23 protein-coding genes and 4 tRNA genes are annotated in these 24,480 nt (G+C 60.6%); 15 read left to right on the top strand and 12 right to left on the bottom strand.

What is annotated here, in order from left to right:
• Positions 1 to 7: 7 nt before the first annotated feature.
• From ACWHVV_RS05900 to ACWHVV_RS05880, 5 genes are all read left to right on the top strand, one after another.
• A complete protein-coding gene (locus ACWHVV_RS05900) occupies positions 8 to 949 on the top strand; it encodes a ribose-phosphate pyrophosphokinase (protein ID WP_447528231.1) in 942 nt (313 codons plus the stop codon).
• A gap of 103 nt (positions 950 to 1,052) precedes the next feature.
• Positions 1,053 to 1,694 carry a 50S ribosomal protein L25/general stress protein Ctc gene (locus tag ACWHVV_RS05895; RefSeq protein WP_447928513.1) on the top strand — a complete coding sequence of 214 codons (642 nt, stop codon included), beginning with the start codon at positions 1,053 to 1,055 and terminating at the stop codon, positions 1,692 to 1,694.
• Between the two features lie 145 nt (positions 1,695 to 1,839).
• A complete protein-coding gene (pth, locus tag ACWHVV_RS05890) occupies positions 1,840 to 2,421 on the top strand; it encodes an aminoacyl-tRNA hydrolase (RefSeq protein ID WP_447928512.1) in 582 nt (193 codons plus the stop codon).
• A gap of 57 nt (positions 2,422 to 2,478) precedes the next feature.
• Positions 2,479 to 3,570: a redox-regulated ATPase YchF gene (gene ychF / locus ACWHVV_RS05885; RefSeq protein ID WP_447928511.1), complete on the top strand. Its 1,092-nt coding sequence runs from the start codon at positions 2,479 to 2,481 to the stop codon at positions 3,568 to 3,570.
• A gap of 104 nt (positions 3,571 to 3,674) precedes the next feature.
• Positions 3,675 to 3,751: transfer RNA gene (locus ACWHVV_RS05880), tRNA-Met, on the top strand.
• Between the two features lie 65 nt (positions 3,752 to 3,816).
• On the opposite strand, the gene ACWHVV_RS05875 is transcribed toward ACWHVV_RS05880, so the two are convergent.
• A complete protein-coding gene (locus tag ACWHVV_RS05875) occupies positions 3,817 to 5,145 on the bottom strand; it encodes a M18 family aminopeptidase (protein WP_447928510.1) in 1,329 nt (442 codons plus the stop codon).
• A 140-nt stretch (positions 5,146 to 5,285) separates the two neighbouring features.
• Here ACWHVV_RS05875 and ACWHVV_RS05870 point away from each other — a divergent pair, with 140 nt between their 5' ends.
• Positions 5,286 to 7,373, top strand: coding sequence for a carboxy terminal-processing peptidase (locus ACWHVV_RS05870; RefSeq protein WP_447928509.1), 2,088 nt, complete (start codon positions 5,286 to 5,288; stop codon positions 7,371 to 7,373).
• Positions 7,374 to 7,615: 242 nt separating this feature from the next.
• On the opposite strand, the gene ACWHVV_RS05865 is transcribed toward ACWHVV_RS05870, so the two are convergent.
• From ACWHVV_RS05865 to ACWHVV_RS05855, 3 genes are all read right to left on the bottom strand, one after another.
• Positions 7,616 to 7,691 (bottom strand) — tRNA-Asn (locus tag ACWHVV_RS05865).
• Positions 7,692 to 7,745: 54 nt separating this feature from the next.
• Positions 7,746 to 7,821, bottom strand: a tRNA-Asn gene (locus tag ACWHVV_RS05860).
• A gap of 47 nt (positions 7,822 to 7,868) precedes the next feature.
• A tRNA-Asn gene (locus ACWHVV_RS05855) sits at positions 7,869 to 7,944 on the bottom strand.
• 192 nt (positions 7,945 to 8,136) lie between these two features.
• On the opposite strand from ACWHVV_RS05855, the gene miaB reads away from it, so the two are divergent.
• From miaB to ACWHVV_RS05825, 6 genes are all read left to right on the top strand, one after another.
• Positions 8,137 to 9,495, top strand: coding sequence for a tRNA (N6-isopentenyl adenosine(37)-C2)-methylthiotransferase MiaB (gene miaB / locus ACWHVV_RS05850; protein ID WP_447528225.1), 1,359 nt, complete (start codon positions 8,137 to 8,139; stop codon positions 9,493 to 9,495).
• Between the two features lie 86 nt (positions 9,496 to 9,581).
• On the top strand, positions 9,582 to 10,670 hold the full coding sequence (locus ACWHVV_RS05845) for a PhoH family protein (RefSeq protein WP_447928508.1): 1,089 nt from the start codon (positions 9,582 to 9,584) through the stop codon (positions 10,668 to 10,670).
• Positions 10,667 to 11,128 carry an rRNA maturation RNase YbeY gene (ybeY, locus tag ACWHVV_RS05840; RefSeq protein WP_447928507.1) on the top strand — a complete coding sequence of 154 codons (462 nt, stop codon included), beginning with the start codon at positions 10,667 to 10,669 and terminating at the stop codon, positions 11,126 to 11,128. The genes ACWHVV_RS05845 and ybeY overlap by 4 nt, the downstream gene beginning before the upstream one ends.
• Before the next feature lie 72 nt (positions 11,129 to 11,200).
• A complete protein-coding gene (locus ACWHVV_RS05835; protein WP_447928506.1) occupies positions 11,201 to 12,085 on the top strand; it encodes an HlyC/CorC family transporter in 885 nt (294 codons plus the stop codon).
• Between the two features lie 49 nt (positions 12,086 to 12,134).
• The gene (lnt, locus tag ACWHVV_RS05830) at positions 12,135 to 13,616 is read left to right on the top strand and encodes an apolipoprotein N-acyltransferase (protein ID WP_447928505.1); all 1,482 of its coding nucleotides are present in this window, start codon (positions 12,135 to 12,137) and stop codon (positions 13,614 to 13,616) included.
• Between the two features lie 97 nt (positions 13,617 to 13,713).
• Positions 13,714 to 14,052: a hypothetical protein gene (locus ACWHVV_RS05825; protein WP_447928504.1), complete on the top strand. Its 339-nt coding sequence runs from the start codon at positions 13,714 to 13,716 to the stop codon at positions 14,050 to 14,052.
• Between the two features lie 122 nt (positions 14,053 to 14,174).
• Here ACWHVV_RS05825 and ACWHVV_RS05820 read toward each other — a convergent pair whose 3' ends face one another.
• The 7 genes from ACWHVV_RS05820 to prmB all read right to left on the bottom strand — a co-directional run bounded on the left by ACWHVV_RS05820 (position 14,175) and on the right by prmB (position 20,686).
• Entirely contained in the window at positions 14,175 to 14,753 is a 579-nt protein-coding gene (locus ACWHVV_RS05820; RefSeq protein ID WP_447928503.1) for an SCO family protein, read from the bottom strand.
• Positions 14,754 to 14,803: 50 nt separating this feature from the next.
• Positions 14,804 to 15,259, bottom strand: a complete 456-nt coding sequence (locus tag ACWHVV_RS05815) for a copper chaperone PCu(A)C (RefSeq protein WP_447928502.1) — start codon at positions 15,257 to 15,259, stop codon at positions 14,804 to 14,806.
• A gap of 183 nt (positions 15,260 to 15,442) precedes the next feature.
• Positions 15,443 to 17,290 carry a class I poly(R)-hydroxyalkanoic acid synthase gene (gene phaC, locus ACWHVV_RS05810; protein ID WP_447928501.1) on the bottom strand — a complete coding sequence of 616 codons (1,848 nt, stop codon included), beginning with the start codon at positions 17,288 to 17,290 and terminating at the stop codon, positions 15,443 to 15,445.
• 106 nt (positions 17,291 to 17,396) lie between these two features.
• Positions 17,397 to 17,876, bottom strand: a complete 480-nt coding sequence (locus tag ACWHVV_RS05805) for a phasin family protein (RefSeq protein WP_447928500.1) — start codon at positions 17,874 to 17,876, stop codon at positions 17,397 to 17,399.
• A 265-nt stretch (positions 17,877 to 18,141) separates the two neighbouring features.
• Positions 18,142 to 18,510, bottom strand: a complete 369-nt coding sequence (locus ACWHVV_RS05800; protein ID WP_447928499.1) for a hypothetical protein — start codon at positions 18,508 to 18,510, stop codon at positions 18,142 to 18,144.
• A gap of 118 nt (positions 18,511 to 18,628) precedes the next feature.
• Entirely contained in the window at positions 18,629 to 19,714 is a 1,086-nt protein-coding gene (aroC, locus tag ACWHVV_RS05795; RefSeq protein WP_447928498.1) for a chorismate synthase, read from the bottom strand.
• 12 nt (positions 19,715 to 19,726) lie between these two features.
• Entirely contained in the window at positions 19,727 to 20,686 is a 960-nt protein-coding gene (gene prmB, locus ACWHVV_RS05790) for a 50S ribosomal protein L3 N(5)-glutamine methyltransferase (RefSeq protein ID WP_447928497.1), read from the bottom strand.
• A gap of 197 nt (positions 20,687 to 20,883) precedes the next feature.
• On the opposite strand from prmB, the gene ACWHVV_RS05785 reads away from it, so the two are divergent.
• Positions 20,884 to 21,453 carry a Smr/MutS family protein gene (locus tag ACWHVV_RS05785; protein WP_447928496.1) on the top strand — a complete coding sequence of 190 codons (570 nt, stop codon included), beginning with the start codon at positions 20,884 to 20,886 and terminating at the stop codon, positions 21,451 to 21,453.
• Positions 21,454 to 21,519: 66 nt separating this feature from the next.
• Here ACWHVV_RS05785 and ACWHVV_RS05780 read toward each other — a convergent pair whose 3' ends face one another.
• Complete coding sequence (locus ACWHVV_RS05780; protein ID WP_447928495.1) at positions 21,520 to 22,407, bottom strand: alpha/beta fold hydrolase; 888 nt, start codon at positions 22,405 to 22,407, stop codon at positions 21,520 to 21,522.
• A 315-nt stretch (positions 22,408 to 22,722) separates the two neighbouring features.
• Here ACWHVV_RS05780 and ACWHVV_RS05775 point away from each other — a divergent pair, with 315 nt between their 5' ends.
• Positions 22,723 to 23,166, top strand: coding sequence for a LexA family protein (locus ACWHVV_RS05775; protein ID WP_447928494.1), 444 nt, complete (start codon positions 22,723 to 22,725; stop codon positions 23,164 to 23,166).
• A complete protein-coding gene (locus ACWHVV_RS05770; RefSeq protein ID WP_447928493.1) occupies positions 23,163 to 24,467 on the top strand; it encodes a Y-family DNA polymerase in 1,305 nt (434 codons plus the stop codon). The genes ACWHVV_RS05775 and ACWHVV_RS05770 overlap by 4 nt, the downstream gene beginning before the upstream one ends.
• Positions 24,468 to 24,480 lie beyond the last annotated feature (13 nt).

The following is a 24,480-nucleotide window of genomic DNA, read 5'->3' as shown; positions in this document are numbered from 1 at the left end:
GCCGCGCGTGTCAAAATTGATGGTTTTCACCGGGAATGCCAATCCCGAACTCGCTCGTAAAGTGGCTGAAAGCCTCGACAGCCGTATGGGCAACGCCACGGTGGGTCAGTTCAGCGACGGCGAGATTGCCGTCGAGATCAATGAGAACGTGCGGGGCAAGGATGTATTCATTCTTCAGTCCACCTGCGCTCCGACCAATGACAACCTGATGGAACTGATCCTGATGGTTGACGCGCTGCGCCGCGCTTCGGCGACGCGTATTACCGCGGTACTCCCCTACTTTGGCTACGCCCGGCAGGATCGCCGCGTGCGTTCTGCCCGTGTGCCCATCTCGGCCAAGGTAGTGGCCGACATGATGGTCAAGGCCGGGGTCGACCGCGTGATGACGATGGACCTGCACGCCGATCAGATTCAGGGCTTTTTCGATGTGCCGGTGGACAACGTCTACGGCTCGCCGATTCTGCTCGACGATATCGAGCGTCAAAACTACGACGACCTGGTCGTGGTATCCCCGGACGTGGGCGGCGTAGTGCGCGCCCGGGCCATCGCCAAACAGCTCAACGCCGACCTTGCCATCATCGACAAGCGCCGCCCTCAGGCCAACCAGGCCCAGGTGATGCACATCATTGGTGAAATCGAAGGGCGCACCTGCGTGGTGGTCGACGACATGATCGACACCGCCGGCACCCTGTGTAAAGCCGGTGAAGCACTCAAGGACCGCGGCGCCGCCCGCGTGGTCGCCTACGCAACACACCCGATTTTGTCTGGCCCTGCCATCGACAACATCACAAACTCTGTACTGGATGAAGTGGTCGTGGCCGACACTATTCCGCTGGCCGAGCATGCTCGTCGTAGCGGAAAAATTCGCCAGTTGAGCGTTGCCGGCCTGATTGCGGAAGCGATCCGCCGGGTCAGCAACGAAGAATCTGTCAGCGCGATGTTCCACTAATAGCGGAACTGCCTGACGATAAAGCCCCCTTCTGGGGCCTTGAAAGCGTCGTCGCCTGGTCGCGGTCGGCGGGGCTTTCTTACTTAAACCATGAGGCACCAACATGTCCGATTTTACTCTGAAAGCCGACATTCGTAACGACCTGGGGAAAGGTGCGAGCCGCCGCCTGCGTCGTGCGAACCAGCAAGTTCCCGCCGTCATCTACGGTGGCGAGAAAGCACCGGCGTCTATCGCTGTTGAAAAAACCGCGTTCTACAAGGCGATCGAAGACGAATCCTTCTTCTCCTCAGTGATCACTCTGGTCATCGACGGTAAAGAAGAGCAGGTTGTCGTGCGTGACCTTCAGCGTCACCCCTACAAGCCGCTTCTGACTCACGCCGACTTCATGCGCGTTGACGCCACTCACGAAATCACCATGAACGTGCCGCTGCACGTGACTGGCGAAGAGAAGTGTGTCGGCATCAAAGACCAGGGCGGCGAACTGCACGTCATGGCCAACGAAGTAGCCATCAGCTGCTTGCCGAAGGATCTGCCGGACTACCTGGAAGTGGACATCTCAAACATTGAGCTGGGCACTACCCTGCACCTGTCCGACTTGAACCTGCCGGCCGGCGTCACCTCTGTCGACCTGGCCTACGGTGAAGATCACGACAACGCCGTTCTTAGCATCACCGCTATCAAGGACCGTGTCGAAGAGGAAGAAGGCGAAGAAGGTGAAGGCGAAGGCGAAGACAGCGCCGAGTAAGCGTCGACGTCGTCTTAACCATGCAGATTGGGCCATGCCCGCATGGCCCATGAATGCTAAAATCAAGCGCCTCGGCGCTTGATTTTTTTTGTCAGATAACAGGCTTTCGGCCGAGAACATCTTGTTAAGCGATGGAGGTGGGAACATGAGCCAGGTAATGGCGATCATTGGGCTTGGCAACCCCGGGCCCGAGTACGACGCCACGCGTCATAACGCGGGCTTTTGGCTGGTAGACGCCCTCGCTCGCAGCGCCCATACCGAGCTTCGCCCGGAAAAAAAGTTTCTGGGGCTCTACGCCAAGGCGCGTATTGGCGACCATGAACTGCACCTTCTAAACCCCACCACCTTCATGAACCGAAGCGGCGCCGCCGTCGCGGCCATGGCCCAGTTTTTCAAGCTCGCCCCGGACAACCTGCTCGTCGCCCACGACGAGCTGGACCTGCCGCCTGGCCAGTCGCGCTACAAAACCGGTGGCGGCCACGGCGGCCACAACGGCCTTCGCGACATCATCAGCGCCCTGGGCAACCAAAAAGACTTTCATCGGCTGCGCATCGGTATTGGCCACCCCGGCGAGGCCCGCCAGGTCACCAATTTCGTGCTTGGCCGCCCCGGCAAGGTAGAGCTCGAAGCCATCGAGCGCTCCCTCGATGAGTGCCAGGCCACCCTGCCCCTTGCGCTCAAAGGCGACTGGGCTAAAGCCATGAACCAACTACATAGCGTAAAATAGCCAGACGCTTCCATTTCAAGGCGGCTTTATCAAGCGCGCCCAGGTCAGGACATTACTATGGGTTTTAACTGCGGTATCGTTGGCCTACCCAACGTAGGCAAATCCACGCTCTTCAACGCGCTCACCAAATCCGGCATCGATGCGGAAAACTTCCCGTTTTGCACGATCGAGCCCAACGTCGGGATCGTGCCGATGCCCGACCCCCGGCTCGACAAGCTCGCCGAGATCGTCAAGCCTCAGAAAGTGCTGCCCACGACCATGGAGTTCGTGGACATCGCAGGCCTGGTGGCGGGCGCTTCCAAGGGCGAAGGCCTGGGCAACAAGTTTTTGGCCAATATTCGCGAAACCCAGGCGATCGCCCACGTGGTGCGCTGTTTCGATAACGACAACGTGATCCACGTTTCCAACCAGGTGGATCCGCGCGCGGATATCGAAACCATCAACCTGGAGCTGGCCCTGGCGGATCTCGACACCGTCGAGAAAGCCAGCCAGCGGCTGGTGCGCTCGGTGAAAGGCGGCGACAAGGACGCCTCGGCCACCAAGGCGATTCTGGACAAGATCCAGCCGCACCTGGCCGAAGGCATGCCGCTTCGAAGCTTCGATCTAAGCGACGATGAAAAGCACCAGGTGAAAAGCTTCGGCTTTTTGACCCTGAAGCCGACCATGTACATCGCCAACGTCAACGAGGACGGCTTCGAGAACAACCCGTATCTGGATATCGTCAACGAAATCGCCGCCGAAGAAGGCGCGGTGGTGGTGCCGGTATGCAACCAGATCGAGGCCGAGATCGCCGAGCTCGACGACGAGGAGCGCAGCATGTTCCTGGCCGAGATGGGCATGGAAGAGCCGGGCCTCGACCGCGTGATTCGCGCCGGCTACGCTCTGCTGGGCCTGCAAACCTACTTCACCGCCGGGGTGAAGGAAGTACGCGCCTGGACCGTCAAGGAAGGCGCCACCGCCCCGGAAGGCGCCGGCGTCATCCACACCGACTTCCAGAAAGGCTTTATTCGCGCCGAGGTCATCGCGTATGAAGACTTCGTCAGTTTGGGCGGCGAGCAAGGCGCCAAGGACGCGGGCAAGTGGCGTTTGGAAGGCAAGGAGTACATCGTCAAGGATGGCGACGTGATTCACTTCCGTTTCAACGTCTAAGCGTATAAACCGCTGATTCGCCGCGATTAGGCTTTTTTTGACGATTGAAGCAGCAAGCACTTGACGGGTGGCGGCGCGCTTTGTAATATTCGCCCCCGTTGAACGGCTACATAGCTCAGCTGGTTAGAGCACATCACTCATAATGATGGGGTCCCCTGTTCAAATCAGGGTGTAGCCACCAGCTTTTAGAAAAAGCCCGCTAACTTGGTTAGCGGGCTTTTTTGTGCGCATTTGTCAGCAAGCGGCTCAGAGCACCGGACGATTCAGAAACGCCACGAGCGCCTGAACCAGGTACGTTACGTCCCGGGTGCCCGCGGTTTCACGAATCGAGTGCATCGCCCACTGGGGGACGCCTACGTCGATGGTCGGCACGCCCACCTCGGTGGCCGTTATCGGCCCGATGGTACTGCCACAGCCCATGTCCGCGCGGGTCACGAAGGACTGCACCGGCACGTTCGCCGCGCGGCACACGTCGCGAAACAGCGCACCGGTCACGCTGTTAGTCGCGTAGCGCTGGCTGGCGTTGACCTTGATCACCGGGCCTGCGTTGATAGCCGGGCCGTGGCGCTCGTCGTGCTTGTCGCGAAAGTTCGGGTGCAGCGCGTGGGCGTTGTCGCAGGAGATCATCAGCGAGGACTGAATCAGCTGAATCAGCGCCTCCTCACCGCCCCGGCCGACTTGGCCGTTGATGCGCTTGAGCACATCGCCCAAAAACGGCCCCTGGGCGCCGCAGGCGCTCGCGCTGCCCACTTCCTCGTGGTCGTTGGCCACGAACAGCGCGCCCTGCTCGCCATCGCACGCCAATAGCGCCTCGATGCCAATAAAGCACGAAAGCAGGTTATCTAGCCGGGCGCTGGCCACCAGCTCTTTGCCCACGCCCACCAGCGAAGGCGGCTGCAAATCGTAAAAGCCCAGCTCGAAATCCACCACCTCGATATCCTCGAGGCCGTGCTCCTCGTTCAGCCACTGAAGCAAAAGCGAATCGAGCGTGGCGTCCTCGCTTTGCATCAACACCGGCGCCATCTGGGTTTGGGGGTTGATGGGGCGGCCGCCGTTGACGTCGCGGTCCAGGTGGATCGCAAGGCTCGGGATCATGGCCACCGGGTCGGCGACGTTGAGCAGCACGCTCTCAAGCTTTCCATCCGCGTGACGGATATGCACGCGCCCGGCCAGCCCCAGGTCGCGGTCGAACCAGGGCGCCAGCAGTACGCCGCCGTAGACCTGGACACCCAGCTGAAGCCAACCCGCCGAACGCTGGGTCGCCTCGGGCTTCAACCTGAGCCCGGGGCTGTCGGTGTGAGCACCGATCATGCGCAGGCTCTCGAGCCCCTTTTCATCGAGCCCTCTTGCGGGCAGTTGAAAAGCGATGAGCGAGGAGTCGTTGCGGGTCACGAAGTAGCGCTGCCCCGCTTTTAACTGCCAATCGGCCCGCTCGTCCAGACGCGTAAAACCGTTTAGCTCCAGCCGCTCGACCATTGCCTGGGTAGCGTGCCAGGGTGTGGGCGATTGCGCCAAAAAATCGCATAGCCGCGTCAGGCGTTGCGCCTCGACCGGCGTGTTATCGACCGCGTTCAAATGATTGCCCCTTATCAGAAAATGAGTGAGTATCACAGAGTAAATGACCTGCTACAATGCTCTTTCGGCCTACGCAACTCATGGGCTGGCTGAATGTCTAGGGAGCGTGTATGACTATAAATTCCGGGAGAGCCTGACTGATGAGCTTGTTTGCAACGCTTTCGCGCTCGGTCGCCGTTGCCGTGATGCTGGTAGTGACCAGCCCGGCACTTGCGCAAATCGAACCGACCGACGAACAACGCCAAGCGGCAGTGGAGATTGGGGATGCACTGCGCTACGGCCACTACGCGAACATCGATTTCGATGCGCAGTGGTCCCAGGAAGCTTTCCAACGCTATTTGGATATTCTGGATAACCAGCGTAGCTATCTTCTAAGTCGCGATATCGAACCCTACCGCCATTTAGAAGACGACATGGACCAGGTGCTGTTCGAAGGCGAGCTTGACGACGCCTTCGCGCTGTACAATCGCTTGAACGAGCGCCATACCGAGCGCCTCGAGTGGCTTTTAGAGCGTCTGGATGAAGGTCTGTCGTTCGATTTCGAAAGCAACGAGCGCCTTGAGATCGACCGCGAAGAGGCCGCTTGGCCGACACGCGAAAGCGAGCTGGACGAATTGTGGCGCAAGCGCTTGGAAAACGATGCGCTGACACTGGCCCTCAGCGACCAGGACGATGATCAGATCGAAGAGAATCTGCGCCAGCGCTACGAAGGTCAATTGACCCGGCTGCGTCAAACCGAAGACGAAGACGTATTCGGCATTCTGATGGCGGCCATCTCCAGCACGATCGACCCGCATACCGGCTACCTCTCGCCGCGCCAAAGCGAATCCTTCGACATCCAAATGAGCCTTTCCCTGGAAGGCATCGGCGCCCTGCTCCAGGCCGACGGCGAATACGTCAAGGTTTCGAGCCTGGTGCCCGGCGGCCCGGCCGAACGCGCCGGCGTGCTGGAGCCCGCCGACCGCATCACCGCGGTAGGCCAGGAAGACGGCGAAATGGTCAACGTGGTCGGCATGCGTTTGGACAACGTCGTCGACTTGATCCGCGGTCCCAAGGGCTCCGTCGTACGCCTGGACGTGGTGCCCGCCCAGGCCGTGGACATGACCCGCTCGCAAATAGTGGAGATCACCCGCGACACGGTCAGTCTCGAAGACCAGGCAGCGCATGGCGAAGTCATCGAAGTCGAGCGCGACGGCGAGCCCCACCTGATCGGGGTGATCGATGTGCCCACCTTCTACGTCGATTTCGACGCCTGGCAGGCCGGCGAAGAAGAGTATCGCAGCACCACCCGCGACGTGGCCCAGGAGATCGAATCGCTCAAGGAGCAAAACGTCGAGGGTATCGTGCTGGATTTGCGTAACAACGGCGGCGGCGCCCTGCAGGAAGCCAACTCGCTGATTGGGCTCTTCATTGATCGCGGCCCTACCGTTCAGGTACGCGACGCCCAGGGGCGTATCCAGCTCTACGGCGACACCGACGCCGGCACACTCTATGACGGCCCGCTGACCGTATTGACCAACCGCCTCTCCGCCTCTGCCTCGGAAATCTTTGCCGGCGCGATTCAGGACTACGGGCGCGGCCTGGTGGTCGGCGCCTCGACCTTTGGCAAGGGCACCGTCCAAACGCTCAACGACTTAAGCCACGGCCAGATCAAGCTGACCCGCGCCAAGTTCTACCGGATCTCTGGCGAGAGCACGCAAAACCGCGGCGTCGAGCCGGACATTACCTTCCCGAGCCTGATCGACCCGGAGCGCATCGGCGAAAGCAGCCTGGATAACGCCCTGGCCTGGGATACGGTACAAAACGTTCAGTACCGCCGCTACGGCAACCCGGAAGACTTTATCGACGCCCTGACGACCCAGCACCAGCAGCGCGCTCAGCAGAACCCGAACTTCCTGTATCTGGAGCGCCAGTCGACGCTTGCCCGCCAACTTCGCGAGCAGCACACCAGCGTCAGCCTGAACCGGGAGCAGCGCCAGCGCGAGCTGGAAGCCCAGGAAGGCGAGCAGCTTTCGCTCGAAAACCAGCGCCGCCGAGCGCTTGACCTCCCCGAGCTCGAGGAGTGGATGGATGCCCGTCTGGACAACTCCGAAAACGGCGCGCCCATCGAGGAAGACGAAGAGGACGACGAAGAAATGCCCGTCGACCGCGCTCACGTGCTCGAAGCCGCCGAAGTAATGCTCGACTACACCCACCTTAAAAACGCCCAGCGCATGGCCCAGCGCTAAGCGCAAGCAGCGCTGTTCTACAAAGCCACTCACCACACGGTGAGTGGCTTTTTTAGCGCCAGCGTAAATGCCATACACAGCGTTATCTGCCCTGGGTAAGGATCGGCCCAAGCAGACTCAAGAGTATGGATGAAATAAAGAAAAGACAGCAACGCGAAAAAGACGCAACAAAGTGACGTCAAAGAAGAAACGATTTGATGATCAAACAAAGGGGGGATAATAAACGACCAGGTCGTTTTAGATGGCTCCTCGAACAGGACTCGAACCTGTGACCCAATGATTAACAGTCATTTGCTCTACCAACTGAGCTATCGAGGAATCATGCTTACCTGAAACGACTATGCGAAACAGATAATAAAATCGGGAATAGCTTGGCTCCTCGAACAGGACTCGAACCTGTGACCCAATGATTAACAGTCATTTGCTCTACCAACTGAGCTATCGAGGAACAACCTTAAGCTATTGTATTTGAACAAGAACCAACACGCAATGTATTGGCTCCTCGAACAGGACTCGAACCTGTGACCCAATGATTAACAGTCATTTGCTCTACCAACTGAGCTATCGAGGAACTGCTCAAACACGGTGCGTAGTATACGCATAGAATCGTTTGGGTCAAGCATCGATTATTTTTGAGCGCTAGCCGCTGGTTTGATGTATCCGTATAATGCCCCCACTCCTAATGCACCGGCGCGCCCCGAGCGCAGCCCGTAGATACTCCATTCATTTTCGTCTGACGACGATCCATAGACGACAGGTACCGATGGCGAAGAAGCTCTTCATCAAAACGCACGGCTGCCAGATGAACGAATACGACTCCTCTCGTATGGCGGACCTACTCGGCGAATCCCACCAGATGGAACTCACCGATAACGAGAAAGAGGCCGACGTGATCCTGCTGAACACCTGCTCCATTCGCGAAAAGGCGCAGGAGAAGGTGTTTCACCAGCTGGGGCGCTGGAAAAAGCTCAAGGACGCCAACCCGGATCTGGTGATCGGCGTGGGCGGCTGCGTGGCAAGCCAGGAAGGCGATGCGATTCAAAAGCGCGCGCCCTTTGTGGATATGATCTTTGGCCCGCAAACGCTTCACCGGGTACCGGCCATGATGGATGCGCGCAGCGGCGCGTCGGCGTCCGCCAACCAGATCGCCGCGGTCGATGTCACCTTCCCGGAAATCGAGAAGTTCGACCACCTGCCCAAACCGAGCTCCGACGGCGCGACGGCCTTCGTTTCCATCATGGAAGGCTGCTCGAAGTACTGTACCTTCTGCGTGGTGCCCTACACGCGCGGTGAAGAGGTATCCCGCCCGTTCGAGCCGGTGATGGACGAAGTCATCCACCTGGCCGACCAGGGCGTGCGCGAGATCAACCTGCTGGGCCAGAACGTCAACGCTTACCGCGGTGAAAACCAGCTGGGTGAAGAGATCGACCTTGCCGAGCTGATCGCCTGCGTGGCGGCGGTGGAAGGCATCGACCGCGTGCGCTTTACCACCTCGCACCCGGTGGAATTCACCGACAGCCTGGTAGATGCCTACGCCGAGATCCCGGAGCTTGTCAGCCACCTGCACTTACCGGTTCAGTCGGGCTCGGACAATATCCTTTCCGCGATGAAGCGCGGCCACACCCGCCAGGCCTACATCGACAAGATGGAGCGCATCCGCGCCAACCGCCCGGATATTAGCTTCTCCTCGGATTTCATCATTGGCTTTCCCGGCGAGACCGAGCAGGATTTCGAAGACACCATGGATCTGATCCATCAGATCGGCTTCGATCACTCCTTCAGCTTCGTTTATTCGGCGCGCCCGGGCACCCCGGCCTCCGGCCTCGAGGACGAAACGCCGGAGAGCGTGAAAAAGCAGCGCCTGGCGATTTTGCAGGACCGCATTCTTCAGCAGGCCGCGCAGATCAGCCGCCGCATGGTGGGTTCGACCCAGCGCATCCTGGTCACCGGCTTCTCGCCGAAGGACCCGGGCCAGCTCTCCGGGCGCACCGAGAATAATCGCGTAGTGAACTTCCGCGCGGCCAACCCGGCGGACTTCATTGGCTACTTCGTCGATGTCGAAATCACCGAAGCACTGCCCAACTCGCTGCGCGGCGAGCTCACCTCCCCCCAGCGTTTTTGACGCGTATTTAGCCCAGGTAATTGCTCAAAGCAAGCCCTGGGCAGTAAGCTCTGGTTTACACACATCAACGAACGGGTCTACAACTTTTGAGCCAGCCATCATCTCAGGCCAACCGCATCATCACTCTAAGTCTTGAACCCAATGACCCGCAGCGCCTCGCTAGCCTTTGCGGGCAGCGCGATGAGCACTTGAAGCTCATCGAAGACCGGCTGGACGTCACGCTGAGAAACCGTGGCAATATCTTTCAGTTGGCCGGGGCGGCGAACCGTATCAAGGCCGCGTCCAACGTGCTGGAGCACCTGTACCGCGAAGCCGCGGCCAGCGAGCTCTCGCCGGACACGGTGCACTTGTTCCTGCAAGAGTCGGGGCTCGAGTCGTTGGACGAGGACGAAGAAAACGAAGACGGCAGTAGCGAAGTGATCATGCGCACGCCGCGCACCATGATCAAGCCTCGGGGCTTGAATCAGCAGCGCTACGTCACAAGCGTACGTGAACACGATATCAACTTCGGTATCGGCCCGGCGGGTACCGGCAAGACCTACCTGGCCGTAGCCGCGGCGGTCGAGGCGCTCAACAACCAGGAAGTACGCCGTATTCTACTGGTGCGCCCGGCGGTCGAGGCCGGCGAGAAACTCGGCTTTCTACCCGGCGACCTGGCTCAGAAGATCGACCCTTACCTTCGCCCGCTTTACGACGCGCTTTACGAGATGATCGGCTTCGAGCAGGTCGCCAAGCTGATCGAGCGTCAGGTGATCGAGATCGCCCCGCTTGCCTACATGCGCGGGCGTACGCTCAACAACGCCTATATCATTTTGGATGAGAGCCAGAACACCACGCCGGAGCAGATGAAGATGTTCCTGACCCGGATCGGCTTTGGTTCGACGGCGGTGATCACCGGGGACGTCACCCAGGTGGATCTACCCAAGGGCCAGCGCTCCGGTCTCATCCAGGTGCTGGATGTATTGAAGGACACCCCCGGGATAGGCGTGACGCATTTTGCCGCGAAGGACGTGGTACGCCACCCCCTGGTGCAGCGCATCATCGAAGCCTACGATGCGTTCGAGTCCGAGCAGGAAGTCCAGGAGCGCGCCCAGCGCGAGGTGCGCCAGCAAGAGCGTGAAGCACGCCTGGCCTCGCGCGATCATCACTCAGCGGGCGGAGACGGCTCGCGATGACCGATATCGTGATCGACCGCCAGGTGGCGGTCGAGGCTAAAGAGATCCCTACGCTCGAACAGCTCACCCAATGGGTGGGCTGTGTGTTTTCTCACCATCCGGATGACCCCCGCCGCGAGTTGACGATCCGCCTGGCCGAGCCCCAGGAGAGCCAGGCACTGAATCGCGACTACCGGGGCAAGGACAAACCCACCAACGTGCTCTCGTTTCCTTTCGAGTGTCCGCCCGGGCTAGCGCTTCCTTTACTGGGCGATCTGGTGATTTGCCACGATGTCGTCGTCAACGAGGCGCTCGAGCAGCAAAAAACCCTCGACCACCACTACGCGCACATGGTGATTCACGGCACGCTGCACCTGCTTGGGTACGATCATATCGACGACGACGACGCCCAGGTCATGGAAGCGTTGGAGCGCCGGCTGCTTGCAGGCCTTGATATCCCCGACCCGTACTGCGTATAACGTTTATTTTCCAGACGTATCCCGATACACCTGTCCGTCACGAACTAGTCCGTAACCAAGAGATCCGACGCAATGAGCGAAGACCCATCGAGCACGTCCAATCAAAAATCCTGGCTCGAGAAACTCTTTGGCGCCCTCACTGGTGAATCCGACGAACCCAGCTCTCGTGATGAGCTGCTCACCTTTTTGCGTCACACCGCCGGCAAACTGAAGCTCGATCAGGACGCCATCATGATCATCGAAGGCGCCCTCGAGATCAGCGACCAGCAGGTACGCGAAATCCTCATACCCCGCTCCCAGGTCTCGGCAATCGCCATCGACCAAACCAGCGACGGCTACCTGCCGCTGATTCAGGAAACCGGCCACTCGCGCTACCCGGTGATCGGCGAAAACCTCGATGACATCAAGGGCATTCTTTTGGTCAAGGACCTGCTGCCATTGCTGTCGCAGTCCCAGGAGCGCCGGGATGCGTTTTTGCTGGAGGACGTGCTGCGCCCGGCGATGTTCATCCCCGAGTCCAAGCGCTTGAACAGCCTTCTAAAGGAATTTCGCGATACCCACAACCACATGGCCGTGGTGGTGGATGAGTATGGCGGCACCGCGGGCATCGTCACCATCGAAGATATTCTCGAGCAGATCGTGGGTAATATCGAAGACGAGCACGATACCGACGAAGAGGACGCCATTCGCCGACTCGACAACGGCCACTTCGCCATCCGCGCCCTCACCCCCATCGAGGACTTCAACGAGCGCTTCGATACCGACTTTTCCGATGACGAGTTCGACACCGTGGGCGGTTTGGTCATGCAGCAGTTCGGCCACCTGCCCGGGCGCGGCGAGCACACAAGCCTGGGCGGCTGGCACTTTATCGTTTTGAACGCCGATAACCGCCGCATTCGCCTGCTCGAGGCCTACCACGACAGCAGCGAAACCGTTACCGCGACACAAACCGACTAACCCGGCGCTTTTACATCGTTGGCTTTTACTTCGCTCACAGGATATCGCTATGGGCTTTACGTCCCGGTTCGCTTTTCAACTGCTCGCCGCCCTGGTCGCGGGCGGCTTCACCACGCTAACGGCCTCTCCTTTCGAGCTTTGGTGGCTGGGCCCGGTCGCGGTGGGCCTGCTCTTTGCAGGTATTCACCACCTTACCCCCGGCCAGGCCGCGCTCAAGGGCTGGGCGTTTGGGATTGGGCTCTTTGCCACCGGCGCCTCTTGGGTGTACGTGTCGATTCACGACTACGGCTATACCAGCGTGCCGCTGGCAGTGCTTTTGACCGGCCTGTTCGTGGGCGTACTGGCGCTTTTCTACGCGCTGGCGTTCTGGGTGTTTCGCCGCTTTGCCGGCGAGCGCCTGACGTTTTTGAGCTTTGCGGGTATCTGGGTGCTGGGCGAGGTGCTGCGCACCTACCTGTTCACCGGCTTTCCCTGGCTTTTATTGGGCTCGTCTCATGTGGACTCACCGCTTGCCAGCTGGGCGCCGCTGGGCGGGGTGTATCTTCTTTCGCTGCTGGTCGCACTCAGCGGCACGTTAGGCGTTATGGTGCTGCGCCGACACTTCTGGATGGCGCTACCTCTGGCGGCCATTTGGCTGATCCCCCTGGCGCTCCCCCAGCTTTGGACCACTCAGGCCAGCCAGCCGACACGCGTGGCGCTTTTGCAGGGTAACCTTTCGCAGTTGATCAAGTGGACGCCGGAGGGCCAGCGCGCCGCTGCGGATATCTACACGGAGCTGACCCAAACCGTCAGCGGTGAAGCGGACCTGATCATCTGGCCCGAAACCGCGGTGCCGATGTTCGAGTACCAGGCGCGCCCCGTGCTCGAGCGCCTCCAGGCGGATCTGCCCGAAGACACCGCGCTGATGACCGGTATCGTTCAGCTCGACGAGCAGAACCGTTACTTCAACAGCATGATCGGCGTGGGCAACGTCTCCGGCAGCTACCAAAAAGAGCACCTGGTGCCCTTTGGTGAGTATCTGCCGCTCGAAAGCCTTTTACGCGGGGCGATCGACTTTTTCGACCTGCCCATGTCGAGCTTCGCCAAAGGCGAATCGGTTCAGGCGCCGATGGAAGCCGGCGGCCTGCGTATCGGCAACGCGATCTGCTACGAAATCATTTATCCACAGCTGGTCGCTAGCCGAGCGCTTGAAAGCGATGTGATCGTGACGGTCTCCAACGACACCTGGTTTGGCGCCTCGATCGGCCCGCATCAGCACCTGCAGATGGCGCGCCTGCGCGCGCTGGAGAACGGCCGCTATGTGCTGCGCGCCACCAGCAACGGTATCACCGCGATCATCGACGCCCGGGGCAACGTCGTGGACCGCGCCCCGCAGTTCGAGACCACTTCGCTGACCGGTGATTTCTACGCCATGCAGGGACAAACGCCGTTTACTCGAATGGGCAGCCTGCCGATCTGGATACTGGCCGCGCTGATGAGCATGGCAGGGCTTTTACGCGCGCGCACAGAGCGGCGCAAGACACTGCTTTAAAGACGGCTTTAAAGACGGCTTTCAAACGCCGGCGGGTGCGTCATTATGGCCCAAAGCGCCCGCTTGACTGAAAAGGGGGCGGTGGCATAATGAGTTCATGCTTAAATCTCGCCCCTTCCTACTGCTGATTGTCCTTCCCCTCGCTTTCATGGCGATCGTGGGGGCGGCTATCTTTGGCAGCCAGGCACTCTCGGCCGGCAAAGTGGATCAACAGATCCAGTCGGCGATTGCCGCGGAGCTCGACACCGAGCTCCCGGTAGAGCTTTCACAACTGCAGGAAATCCAGTACGGCTACGGCGTCTGCGGGCTCTATAAAACGGCGCAGTCCGAGAATGGCTACGCATCGTTTTTCTACGACACCACCAACGAGCGCCTGACGCTGGACGTCAATTCACGCCTTTATACGTCCAACTGCGGCCTTTCGTCGGTCTGCTAAGCTAGCCCGTTGAGGCGGGCCGAACGTTCAAAAGAGTGCCCAAAAGCGACCATTAAAAAAGCGCCCTGCGGGGCGCTTTTTTGTGTCTGGCTTTCGAGCACTCTTGTGGACTATCTTTTGACCTATCCCTCTGCGATTACGCGGCGAAGGTCGGCGAGCACGTCCTGGTCGGAGTGCGGGTCGCGCACCAGAAAGCGTGGCTCGCCTTCTTTGTTGAAGGCAAACACGGCGCTCGAGTGATTGACGATATAGTCGCCGCGCTCGTTGGGCTCTTCGAAGGTGTAAGAGATGCGGTAGCGGTTGGTTAGCGCGTCGATCTCCTGCTTATCGCCGGTCAAACCGGTAAATTCCGGGCCGAAGGCGTCGGTGTAGCGTTTGAGCACCTCGGGCGTGTCGCGGTTCGGGTCGACCGAAATCAGCAGCATTTGTACGTCGTCGCGCTCCTGCTCGTCGAGCCGATCAAGGATCGACGCAAAGCGGGCTAGTGTCAGCGGGCACACGTCCGGGCACTGGGTGTAGCCAAAGTAGACCAGGGTGGTTTTACCGCGGTACTCCTCGGCACTCGCCGCCTGACCGTCGTCGTTGGTCAGGTCGAACTCGAGCGGCGGCATGATCTCTTCGATGTCGGTGGTGCGAAAGGTCTCGTCACTACAGCCCACCAATAAAGCCGCTGCCAGCAGCGGCCATAGCACTTTTTGCATACTCACTATTCTCTACCCAGGGTTTCAAGATCGGGTATTGACGCCGCACGTTAAAGCGACGCGGGGGATACCACGTCGAAGGTGACCGGCAGACGCTCTTCTTCGAACTCGAGCGTTACCTCGACCTCGTCACCCTCTTGTAGCGCGTCGACACGCTGCATGAACATCAGGTGATGGCCGCGCGGTACAAAGCTGAACGTTTCGCCGGGGGCGATCTCGATATCTTCGATGGCGTGCATGTGCGCCATGCCGTCGTGCTCGGTGCTTTCGTGCATCTCGACCTTTTCAAAAGCATCGCTTTCGGCGCCGATGAGCGTAATGGCCGTGTCGCCGTCGTTGGCGATATCAAAGTAGCCAGCACCGGGCGTATCACCCGGCACCAGGCTCAGGCGTGGGTTGGACACAGTGATAGTGCTTGCCTGAGCGCTGACCGCTCCCAGCAAAACGGCGGCGCCCAGCAGGACGGGAACGACGCTCCGCTGTACGGATTTGAGTGTATCGAGCATGCATGATCTCCTGAGCAGGCGTTCGGCTTGAGTCAGCGGCGTTTAAGCGCGGTGCCGCAAACACTCATTATACGCTATTACCCTACGCCCTTTAGAAGCGCCGCCCTCCCGATGCGACAATTTGCCTGAGCGCGCGAGCCTAAAAAAGCCCGGCGCGCCGGGCTCGATCGTGCGTGGCGCTGATCACTCTACATCCGGCGTCTCGCCAAGCACCTCGGGAATGGATTGGCGTACGTAGCGCCCAGGGGCGGGTTCGACCACGCTCAGCCCGCCCTCTCCCGGTACGCGCGCGGCCACCTTTTTTTGTGCATCGGCATAGCCATTTTGGGTCATCCACGCCTGCCAGTGCGGCCACCAGGAGCCCTCGTTGTGCTGGGCGCCTTCGAGCCAGGCCTCGGGCTCAGCAGGCAAGGTATCGTTGGTCCAGTAGCCGTACTTGTTCTTGTGCGGCGGGTTCACGATGCCGGCAATATGGCCAGAGCCGCCCAGCACGAAGGTGACCGGCCCCTTGGGCAAAAGCGCGCCATGGTAGGTACTGTTCCACTTGGCGATGTGATCCTCTTTAGCGGAGACGAAATAGCTCGGCGTGGAGACCTTGCGAAGGTCGATCTTCACGCCGTCGAGTTCGATGCCGCCGGGCTCGACCAGGCGGTTCTCCAGATACATGTGGCGCAAATACCAGCCGTGGGTCGCGGCGGGCAGGTTGGTGCCGTCGGTGTTCCAGTAAAGCAGGTCGAACGCAGCGGGTACGTCGCCCTTCAAGTAGTTGTTGATGAAAAACGACCAAAACAGATCGTTTTCCCGCAGCAAATTGAAGGTGTAGGCCATGGAGCGACCGTCCAGATACCCTTTTAACTGCATGGACTGTTCGATCCCCTGCACGACGGACTCGCTCAAGAAAACGCCGATATCCCCCGGGTCGCGAAAATCCTGCAGCGTGGCCATGTAGGTGACGGATTTCACCTTACGCCCACGGCGCGTGCTGTTGAGGTACGCCACGGTCGAGGCCGCCAGCGTGCCGCCCACGCAGTAGCTCATCAGGTTGACCGACTTCTCGCCACAGGCTTTTTCGATCGCCTCCATCGCGCTGATCGGCCCCATCTGCATGTAATCTGCCCAGGTGACGTCGTGCTGTTCGGGGCCGGGGTTTCGCCAGGAGATCAAAAAGACGCTGTGGCCCTGGTCCACCAGCCACCTCACCAGCGAGTTGTCCTCGCGCAGATCCAGAATGTAGTACTTGTTGATCCAGGGCGGCAGGATCAGAAGCGGCGTTTTGAAAACCTGTTCCGTGGTAGGCGTGTACTGGATCAGCTGGATCAGCTCGTTTTCAAACACCACCGAGCCTGGCGTGACGGCGATGTTGTCGCCGATACCAAACGCCTGGCGGTCGGTCATGCGTACGTTGATGCCCTCGGCGGAGTTGGCCAGGTCCTCGCGCAGGCGGGTCAGCCCGTCTACCAGGTTTTGCCCCTTGGTTTCCATCGTGCGCCGCACGACTTCCGGGTTGGTGGAAATAAAGTTGGAAGGCGACATGGCGCTGACCAGCTGGCGGGCGTAAAAGGTGAGGTGACGCTTGCTCGTTCCTTCGAGCCCGTCCAACTTGCCGATCAGCTCGTCCACGGTTTGCGAAAAGAGCAGGTACTGCTGCATCAGGGAAAGATAGAACGGCTCGCTGGTCCAGGCGTCGTCCTTGAAGCGGCGGTCCCCCTGAGCGGGTTTGATCAGTGGCGTCACCGTCTCGCCGGCAAGGCTGCGCATACCCTGCTGCCATAAAAGCCACTGATCCTGCATTAGCCGCGCCTGGGTTTCCCACAAAAGGGTCGGGTCGCCCATAAGCGACTGGGCGGCCGCCTCGAAGCTCTGGCGCATATCGCCGTAAACGGAATCGGCGGCTTCGCTGGGCGCCATCTTGCCAAGCATTTCTTCCATCAGAGCCTGGTACTGCTCGCCCACTTCCTCCAGCACGCTTTTCCAGGCGGCCATTTCGGCCTGGCTCAGACCTTGCGGCGCCGTGTTCCACGCTGACTGCATACGTTGCCTCCCTGCGCTTCGGCGACGCGCTGTTGCCGAGGCGCTTTTACCTCTTTACCCAACGGCTAAAAAAGACGGCGCCCGAAGGCGCCGTGAGCATTACCGATTACTTCTTGCGAGTAGATTCGCTGCTGGCCTGGCCGCCGGGGTCGCCACCCTTGGCGACGTTGCTCGCCTGCTCGTTCATTTTGCGCCCGGCTTCGTTTGCCTGCTCGCGCATTTGGCTGCCGGCGGCGTTGACCTGCTCGCCCATCTGGCGGCCAGCATCGCTGAAGAGCTTCTCCATTTCGGACTTGAACGTCATGCTCATTTCGCCCATGGCGCGCGCGTCTTCCTGCATCTGCTCGGAAAGCTCTTTCATCATCTCGGCCTGCTGGGCGCCGAAGTCACGCATGCTCTCGGCATCGCTTACGTCGGTTGCGCGGCGCACGCGATCAGAGCCCATCTGAGAGTAGCGCTGCATCGCTTCGAGCTGGTAGTGGGTTAGCTTCTGCATGTTGTCGAGCATCAGCGAGTTCATTTTACGCATCGGCTCGAACATCTGGCGGGTCTGACTGTTGAAGGCATCAAACATTTTGTCCTGCATGGTCCTGGCTCCTTTCAAGGCAATGAGGTCACATCAATGTATGTAGAGAGGTTCTACATCGCTTTTTTTATACACGTTATGCTGCGCGAAGAGAGGCTTGCATACTCGTTGACCCATCGCCCAGCAAGCGCCGTTCCATAAGGCCTGATACCGTCCAAACATCCGCTTTTGAAAAGACGGTACGTCTCTTTTGTACCCCGAAACCACCCTTCGGCGCTACCAAAAGCGTAGTGACTGGCGCCACGTTTGGCAACGCCGTTCCGAATTACTCTTTGCCACGCGAGCGGGACGAGGCGCTGGCGCGCGGCTTTTGCTCCTTGCCCTGCGCTTGCGTCTGCTCGGCGTCATCCTTGGCCGGCTCACCGCCGGCGGCACTGCCCGCCTGCTTGAGCATGTCCAGCATCATCTGCTGGTAGGTGCCAAAGTGGGCAAGCCCCTGGGAGAGCCCTTGCTGCATCATGGGTTGTTGCAGGAAAGGACGCATCAGGCTCATCGGATCGTACCCTTCCACCCCGGACTCCATCTGGCGCTGAATGCTGTCGAGCAAATGCTGCTGAAAAGCTTCCACATCCGGCAGACCCAGCGACTGGCGAAACTCCTCCGGCGTAAGATCGAACTCAACGTTGATTTTCATGGACGGCTCCCTTTGCTCGTATGACGCGCTGTTGTTATACGGTGGTGAAGAGGATGGTGGTGGCAAGCGATGCTTGCGCTGCGTTCAAGTGTAGCAGCGCAAACGTCGACAAACTTTGTCAGCTCAAGCGGGGCGTGGTCACGCTGACATCCCCGTTCTGGCCACGGTGTCTTAGCAGGTGATCCAGCAGCGTGATCGCCATCATCGCTTCCCCAATGGGCGTGGCACGAATACCGACACAGGGGTCGTGACGCCCCTTGGTGATCACCTCGACCGGCTCGCCGTGAACATCGATCGAGCGCCCGGGCGTGGTGATACTCGAGGTCGGCTTGAGCGCGATGCGGGCAATGATCGGCTGGCCGCTCGAAATACCGCCCAGGATGCCGCCGGCCTGGTTGGAGAGAAAACCTTCCGGGGTCAACTCGTCGCGGTGTTGGCTTCCGCGCTGGGCCACGCTTTGAAAACCCGCGCCAACCTCGACGCCTTTCACGGCGTTGATACTCATCAGCCCATGGGCAAGCTCTGCGTCCAGGCGATCGAACACCGGCTCGCCAAGGCCGACCGGCACGCCCTCCGCGACCAGGGTAATCTCCGCGCCGATGGAGTCCTGGTCGCGCCGCAGTTGGTCCATGAATGCCTCGAGCTCGGCCACGCGCGCGGCGTCCGGGCAGAAAAAGGCGTTTTGCTCCACCGCCTCCCAGCCTTTGAACTCGATCTTGAGCGGGCCTAGCTGGCTCATGTAGCCGCGCACCTGAATGCCCTGGGCGGCCAACACCTTTTTGGCGATGGCGCCGGCGGCGACGCGCATGGCGGTTTCCCGGGCGCTGGAGCGCCCGCCGCCGCGGTAGTCACGGTGGCCGTACTTGTGGTGGTAGGTGTAATCCGCGTGGGCGGGACGAAACTGATCCTTGATTTTGGAGTAGTCTTTCGAGCGCTGGTCGGTGTTCTCGATCAAAAGCCCTATCGAGGTACCGGTGGTTTTACCCTCGAACACGCCGGAGAGAATGCGTACCTCGTCCGGCTCTTTGCGCTGGGTGGTATGGCGCGAGCTTCCCGGCCGGCGACGGTCGAGCTCGGCTTGAAGATCCTGCTCGTTGATCTCGATCCCTGGTGGGCAGCCATCCACGATGGCGCCCAGCGCCGGTCCGTGACTCTCGCCGAAGGTGGTCACGCTGAAGAGTTTGCCAAACGTATTGCCAGACATGGAGACGATTCCTTACGCAAATGACGCCGCGTGGGCGTCGAGTTCAGCGGCGCTGATGGCAAAAACGCCCTGGCCGCCATGCTCGAATTCGAGCCACATGAAGCCAACCTCGGGAAAGGCCTCTTCGACGTGACGATCAGAATTACCGACTTCGACGATCAGCCAGCCGTCGTCGCTCAAGTAACCCCGTGCCTGGCGCAGAATGCGCCGCACGATATCCAGCCCGTCAGCGCCGGCGCCCAGGGCAAGCGCGGGCTCGTGGCTAAACTCCGCCGGCATGGTGGCCAGGTCCTGGGCATCGACGTAGGGCGGGTTGGAGACGATCAAATCGAAACGCTGACCTTCCAAGCCATCGAACACGTCGGACTCTACGGCGCGCACTCGGTCGCCCACGTCGTGGCGGGTGATATTTTGGCGCGCCACCGCCAGCGCGTCCTGGCTGATATCGGCAAGCGTGACGTGGCAGGTGGGCAGCGTAAGCGCCGTGGCGATACCGATACAGCCCGAACCGGTGCACAGATCGAGCACGTGCTCGGGGGGCTCTTCATCGAACCAGGCGCCGAAGCCATCCAGGATCAACTCGGCAATGGGCGAGCGAGGAATCAACACGCGCTCGTCCACATCAAAAGGAAAACCGGCGAAAAACGCCTCGCCCAGCAGATACGGAAGCGGCGCACGCGTCTCGACGCGCCTGCGCACCAGCTCCACGATACGCTGGCGCTCGACGGGCAAAAGCCGTGCGTCCTGCACACCGGGGTCGACGTTCCAGGGCAGGTGCAGCGCCCCCAAACATAGCGCAACCGCTTCATCCCAGGGGGCGTCGGTGCCGTGACCGTAGTGAAGACCCGCCACGTAAAATTCGCTGGTCGCCCAGCGCAGATAATCGCGCAGCGTGATCAAGTCGCTGGTTAACGCCGACTCCGGCAGAGTAAGCGTCGAGGGAGAGGTCTCGGCATTGAGGTGCGTGGTCACAAGGGCTCCTGGCTGAGCGCGCGGCGGCGTAAAGCCTTACCGCCGCGGGGTTTTAAAAACGTCGCTTGGTAAACGCCGCTGTGTAAAAATCGTTAAATAATTGTACCTTCGACGCCGCCCGGTTCACAGCGCCGTTAGGGCCGCTATACTGTGCGTTTTCAAGCCACTTTTCACCCCGCTATTTTTGTGAGCCCCCCATGTCGCGACGCCGCCACTCGCCCAACGATGAAGATATCAGCGCCTTTCGCCAGGCGCTTCAGGAGGCGGGCGTGCGGCGTCTCATTAGCAATCAGGCGGACCCGGGCAAACCCAAGCGCGAAAAAGACGCCCAGGCCGCCCGGCGCCAGGCCGCGGTCAAAGGCGGCGACCAGACCGCGACCGGGCGCACCTCCGATGGCCGCGTGGAGCCAGTGCGCCCATCGGAATACCTGGAATTCACCATTCCCGATCTGCCCTACCGCACGTTTAGCCAGCTAAAGCGTGGCCAAACCGCCTGGCAGGCGGGGCTCGACCTGCACGGCTATACCCTGGAAGAGGCCCGCCTGGAGCTCGAGAGTTTTCTTCGCGACGCCGCTGAGCAAAAACTTCACTGCGTGCTGGTAGTGCACGGCAAGGCCTGGGGCGCCACGGCGGACTTCCCCGTTCTCAAAAGCCATACCAACGCCTGGCTCAGAGAATGGCCGGGGGTACTGGCATTTTGCTCCGCCGTGGAGGGTGATGGCGGCACCGGCGCGGTGTACGTACTGCTTAGAAAGCGTGGGCCGTAAACGCGGCTGACAGCCACTTCTGACATGCGCCGCTCGAGGGTTTCACACTCCTTTCGAGCCTGCTCATCACTGCCCGTGCTTGCCGGCTTCGCGTTCGCAATATTCACCTATCACACTGGCGACCGTTTCCACGGCTTCGGGCTCCAGGTGCAGGTGGTGGCCACCCGACACTATCTGGCGCGTCAAGTGCCTCACCGCCTGGCGGGCCTTCTCCGACCAGCGCCGCGCGGCCAAAATGCCTTTGTCTCCCTCGATTAGCAGGACCGGGGACTGTATACCGGCCAGCAGCGCCAGCACCTGCTCCGGGGTGAAGCGCACCAGCGACGGTTTGAGCAGGCGGCTGTCGGTGCGCATTTCGATAGTGCCCTCGACGTTCGCCTGGGTGTTGCGCTCGACCACCGGGTAGATAGTGGCGCGGGTCACCGAGGTAACGCCACCGGCCACCCGGGCGGCCACCGCGCCTTCGATATCGGCGTAGCGCGGCGGCCTGGAGACCGGGCGCCGGTAAGCCAACAGCCCTTTACGTAGCTGCTCGGTGCTCTCGCGGGCCTCGGTGTTGAGCGCGCCCAGCCCGTCGATCAGCAGAAGTTTCTCTACCCGCTCGGGGAGGGCGGCGGCCAACACGCAGCTCACCGCCGCGCCCATGGAGTGGGACAGCAGCGTGGCGCGCTCGAGGCCGAGCTCGTCCAGGGCGTCGAGCACGTCGAAGGTATAATCCCACAGGGCGTAGTCGGCGTTCGCCGGGCCGTGTGCGGAGTGGCCGTGGCCGCGAAAATCGATTGCCACGATGCGGATATCGAGGGCGCGAACCAGAAGCGGCGCCAGCCGTGTAAAGCTTGCGGCGTTGTCCAGCCAGCCGTGCAAGGCAAGCCAAGCCGGCGCATCGGGCCGCCCCCAGGCAAGCCCCGCCAAGCGGCCACCGGCCAGTGAAAGCGGCCTTGCGGCGTCGTTCATGAGCAGTGCCTCGTCGTATTCATACGCATTTACCTTGATGACGCTTTATAGCGTAAACGTTACCATGCCAGGCCCAACGCCTGGACCGCTTCAAGCGCCCCTTTTTTAAAAAATTCCTGCCTAATGAGTACCGTTATGAAACCTCGTCGTGATACCCGCGTTCGCAATACCGTGTTTTTTATCGCCGTGATCAGCGCCATCGTCGTGGGGCTTTGGCTCGCCCGCTGAGAAAGCGCAAACCGTGACACTTGCATTTTTCTCCTCGAAAACAAATACTGTATATACATACATTACTTTATTCTCGAGGACGTCACGATGCCGTCTCAACCCGCCCACGTTGCGACAGCCTGGCCGTTAACCTTTCAACCGCTGGCGTTTCCCGGCCTGTACGCGCGTGCCGGGTTTAGCGGCTTTCCCTCCCCCGCCCAGGATTACGAGCAGCGCACGCTGGATTTGAACACGCGGCTGATCAAGAATCCGACGCAGACGTTTTACCTGACCGCCACCGGCGACAGCATGGAGGGCTGGGGCATCTTCGATAACGACCTGCTGGTCGTGGACCGCAGCATCCAGCCGCGCCTTGGCCATATTCTGGTGGCCATGTTCGATGACGAAGTGCTGATCAAGCGCTACGCGCTGCATGGCGGCACGCCGCATCTGTGCTCTGCCCACCCGCGCTACCCGCCGCTGCCTCTGGAAGGCAGCGACTGCCAGCTTTGGGGCGTGGTGCGCGCGGTCATCCACGAGTACATGCCATGATCGGCTTGGTCGATGCCAACAACTTCTACGTTAGCTGCGAGCGCGTCTTTCAGCCCGACCTCGAAGGCCGGCCCGTCGGCGTGATGTCCAATAACGACGGCTGCATCATCGCCCGCTCGGAAGAGATGAAAGCCATGGATATCCCCATGGGCGTGCCCGCTTTCAAGCTCGAAACGCTGCGCCGCCAGGGGCGTATCCACCTGAAATCGTCCAACTACGAGCTTTACGGGGATATGTCTGGAAGGCTTTGCCAGCTCTTGCGCGACGCCTGCCCGGCGGTGGCGCCCTACTCCATCGACGAAATGTTCGTCTATCTCGACGGGTTGAGCCCGGCGCAGTGCCAGGCCATTGGTGAGGCGCTGCGTCGGCGCATTCGCCGCCATTTGGGGCTCCCCGTCTGCGTGGGGCTCGCCCCCACCCATACGCTTGCCAAACTGGCCAACCACTACGCCAAAAAGCGCGCCCACTACCAGGGCGTGTGCCTGCTGCACGCCGACTCCCAGGAGAGCGCCGCGCTTTTAAAGCAGACCCCGGTAAGCGCGGTGTGGGGCATTGGCCGACGGCTGGCCGAGCGGCTGGCGGTCAACCAGATCCGCACCGCCTGGGAGCTTCGCGAGTGCAACCATCACGATCTACGGCGGCGCTTTTCCGTGGTGCTGGCGCGTACTGCGCTGGAGCTTCGCGGCACGCCGTGTCTTGAAATGAACGCGGTGAACGAGCCGCGCCAGCGCATCATGACCTCGCGCTCGTTCGGCCGACCGACCGGCGTTAAAGCGGACCTTCACCACGCGCTCAGCCGCCACGCCCAGCGCAGCGCCGAGAAACTCCGTGAGCAGCGAAGCCTGGCGCGGGCGGTGATGATTTTTCTCAGCACCAATCGCCACCGCCAGGACCAGCCGCAGTACTTCCCCCACGCGATGATGGCGCTGGCCTCGCCAAGCGACGATACGCGAGTAATGCTTAGCGCCGTGCGCGAAGGCCTCGAGCAAATATATCGCCCGAACCATCGCTTCATGAAAGCAGGCGTGATGCTTTTGGACCTGGTCGATGCCGAGCAGTATCAGCTGTCGCTTTTGCATCAGCCCCCGCGCCATCAGCACCACCCCGCGCTGATGGCCACCATGGACGATATCAATCAGCGCATGGGCCAGGGCAAGATCGGCTTTGGCGCCGCCCCGGAAAAAGCCGCCTGGCATTTACGCTGCGCCCACCGCTCGAACCGCTTTACCACCCGCTGGGACGAATTGATGCGCGCGGGTACCCATCCGGGTGCAATCAAAGCGTGTACTACGCGAAAGTAGCCGCTACCCTGTA

The sequence above is a fragment of the Vreelandella sp. EE27 genome (genome assembly GCF_968206495.1).
Note: the sequence above shows the minus strand (reverse complement) of the source record. Positions and strands in the feature narration are given on the sequence as shown.

Coding starts and splice junctions, on each gene's coding strand:
- ACWHVV_RS05895 (WP_447928513.1), top strand. CDS start 1,053: ATGTCCGATTTTACTCTGAAAGCCGACATTCGTAACGACCTGGGGAAA.
- pth (WP_447928512.1), top strand. CDS start 1,840: ATGAGCCAGGTAATGGCGATCATTGGGCTTGGCAACCCCGGGCCCGAG.
- ychF (WP_447928511.1), top strand. CDS start 2,479: ATGGGTTTTAACTGCGGTATCGTTGGCCTACCCAACGTAGGCAAATCC.
- ACWHVV_RS05870 (WP_447928509.1), top strand. CDS start 5,286: ATGAGCTTGTTTGCAACGCTTTCGCGCTCGGTCGCCGTTGCCGTGATG.
- miaB (WP_447528225.1), top strand. CDS start 8,137: ATGGCGAAGAAGCTCTTCATCAAAACGCACGGCTGCCAGATGAACGAA.
- ybeY (WP_447928507.1), top strand. CDS start 10,667: ATGACCGATATCGTGATCGACCGCCAGGTGGCGGTCGAGGCTAAAGAG.
- ACWHVV_RS05835 (WP_447928506.1), top strand. CDS start 11,201: ATGAGCGAAGACCCATCGAGCACGTCCAATCAAAAATCCTGGCTCGAG.
- lnt (WP_447928505.1), top strand. CDS start 12,135: ATGGGCTTTACGTCCCGGTTCGCTTTTCAACTGCTCGCCGCCCTGGTC.
- ACWHVV_RS05825 (WP_447928504.1), top strand. CDS start 13,714: ATGCTTAAATCTCGCCCCTTCCTACTGCTGATTGTCCTTCCCCTCGCT.
- ACWHVV_RS05820 (WP_447928503.1), bottom strand. CDS start 14,753: ATGCAAAAAGTGCTATGGCCGCTGCTGGCAGCGGCTTTATTGGTGGGC.
- ACWHVV_RS05815 (WP_447928502.1), bottom strand. CDS start 15,259: ATGCTCGATACACTCAAATCCGTACAGCGGAGCGTCGTTCCCGTCCTG.
- phaC (WP_447928501.1), bottom strand. CDS start 17,290: ATGCAGTCAGCGTGGAACACGGCGCCGCAAGGTCTGAGCCAGGCCGAA.
- ACWHVV_RS05805 (WP_447928500.1), bottom strand. CDS start 17,876: ATGCAGGACAAAATGTTTGATGCCTTCAACAGTCAGACCCGCCAGATG.
- ACWHVV_RS05800 (WP_447928499.1), bottom strand. CDS start 18,510: ATGAAAATCAACGTTGAGTTCGATCTTACGCCGGAGGAGTTTCGCCAG.
- aroC (WP_447928498.1), bottom strand. CDS start 19,714: ATGTCTGGCAATACGTTTGGCAAACTCTTCAGCGTGACCACCTTCGGC.
- ACWHVV_RS05785 (WP_447928496.1), top strand. CDS start 20,884: ATGTCGCGACGCCGCCACTCGCCCAACGATGAAGATATCAGCGCCTTT.
- ACWHVV_RS05780 (WP_447928495.1), bottom strand. CDS start 22,407: ATGAACGACGCCGCAAGGCCGCTTTCACTGGCCGGTGGCCGCTTGGCG.
- ACWHVV_RS05775 (WP_447928494.1), top strand. CDS start 22,723: ATGCCGTCTCAACCCGCCCACGTTGCGACAGCCTGGCCGTTAACCTTT.
- ACWHVV_RS05770 (WP_447928493.1), top strand. CDS start 23,163: ATGATCGGCTTGGTCGATGCCAACAACTTCTACGTTAGCTGCGAGCGC.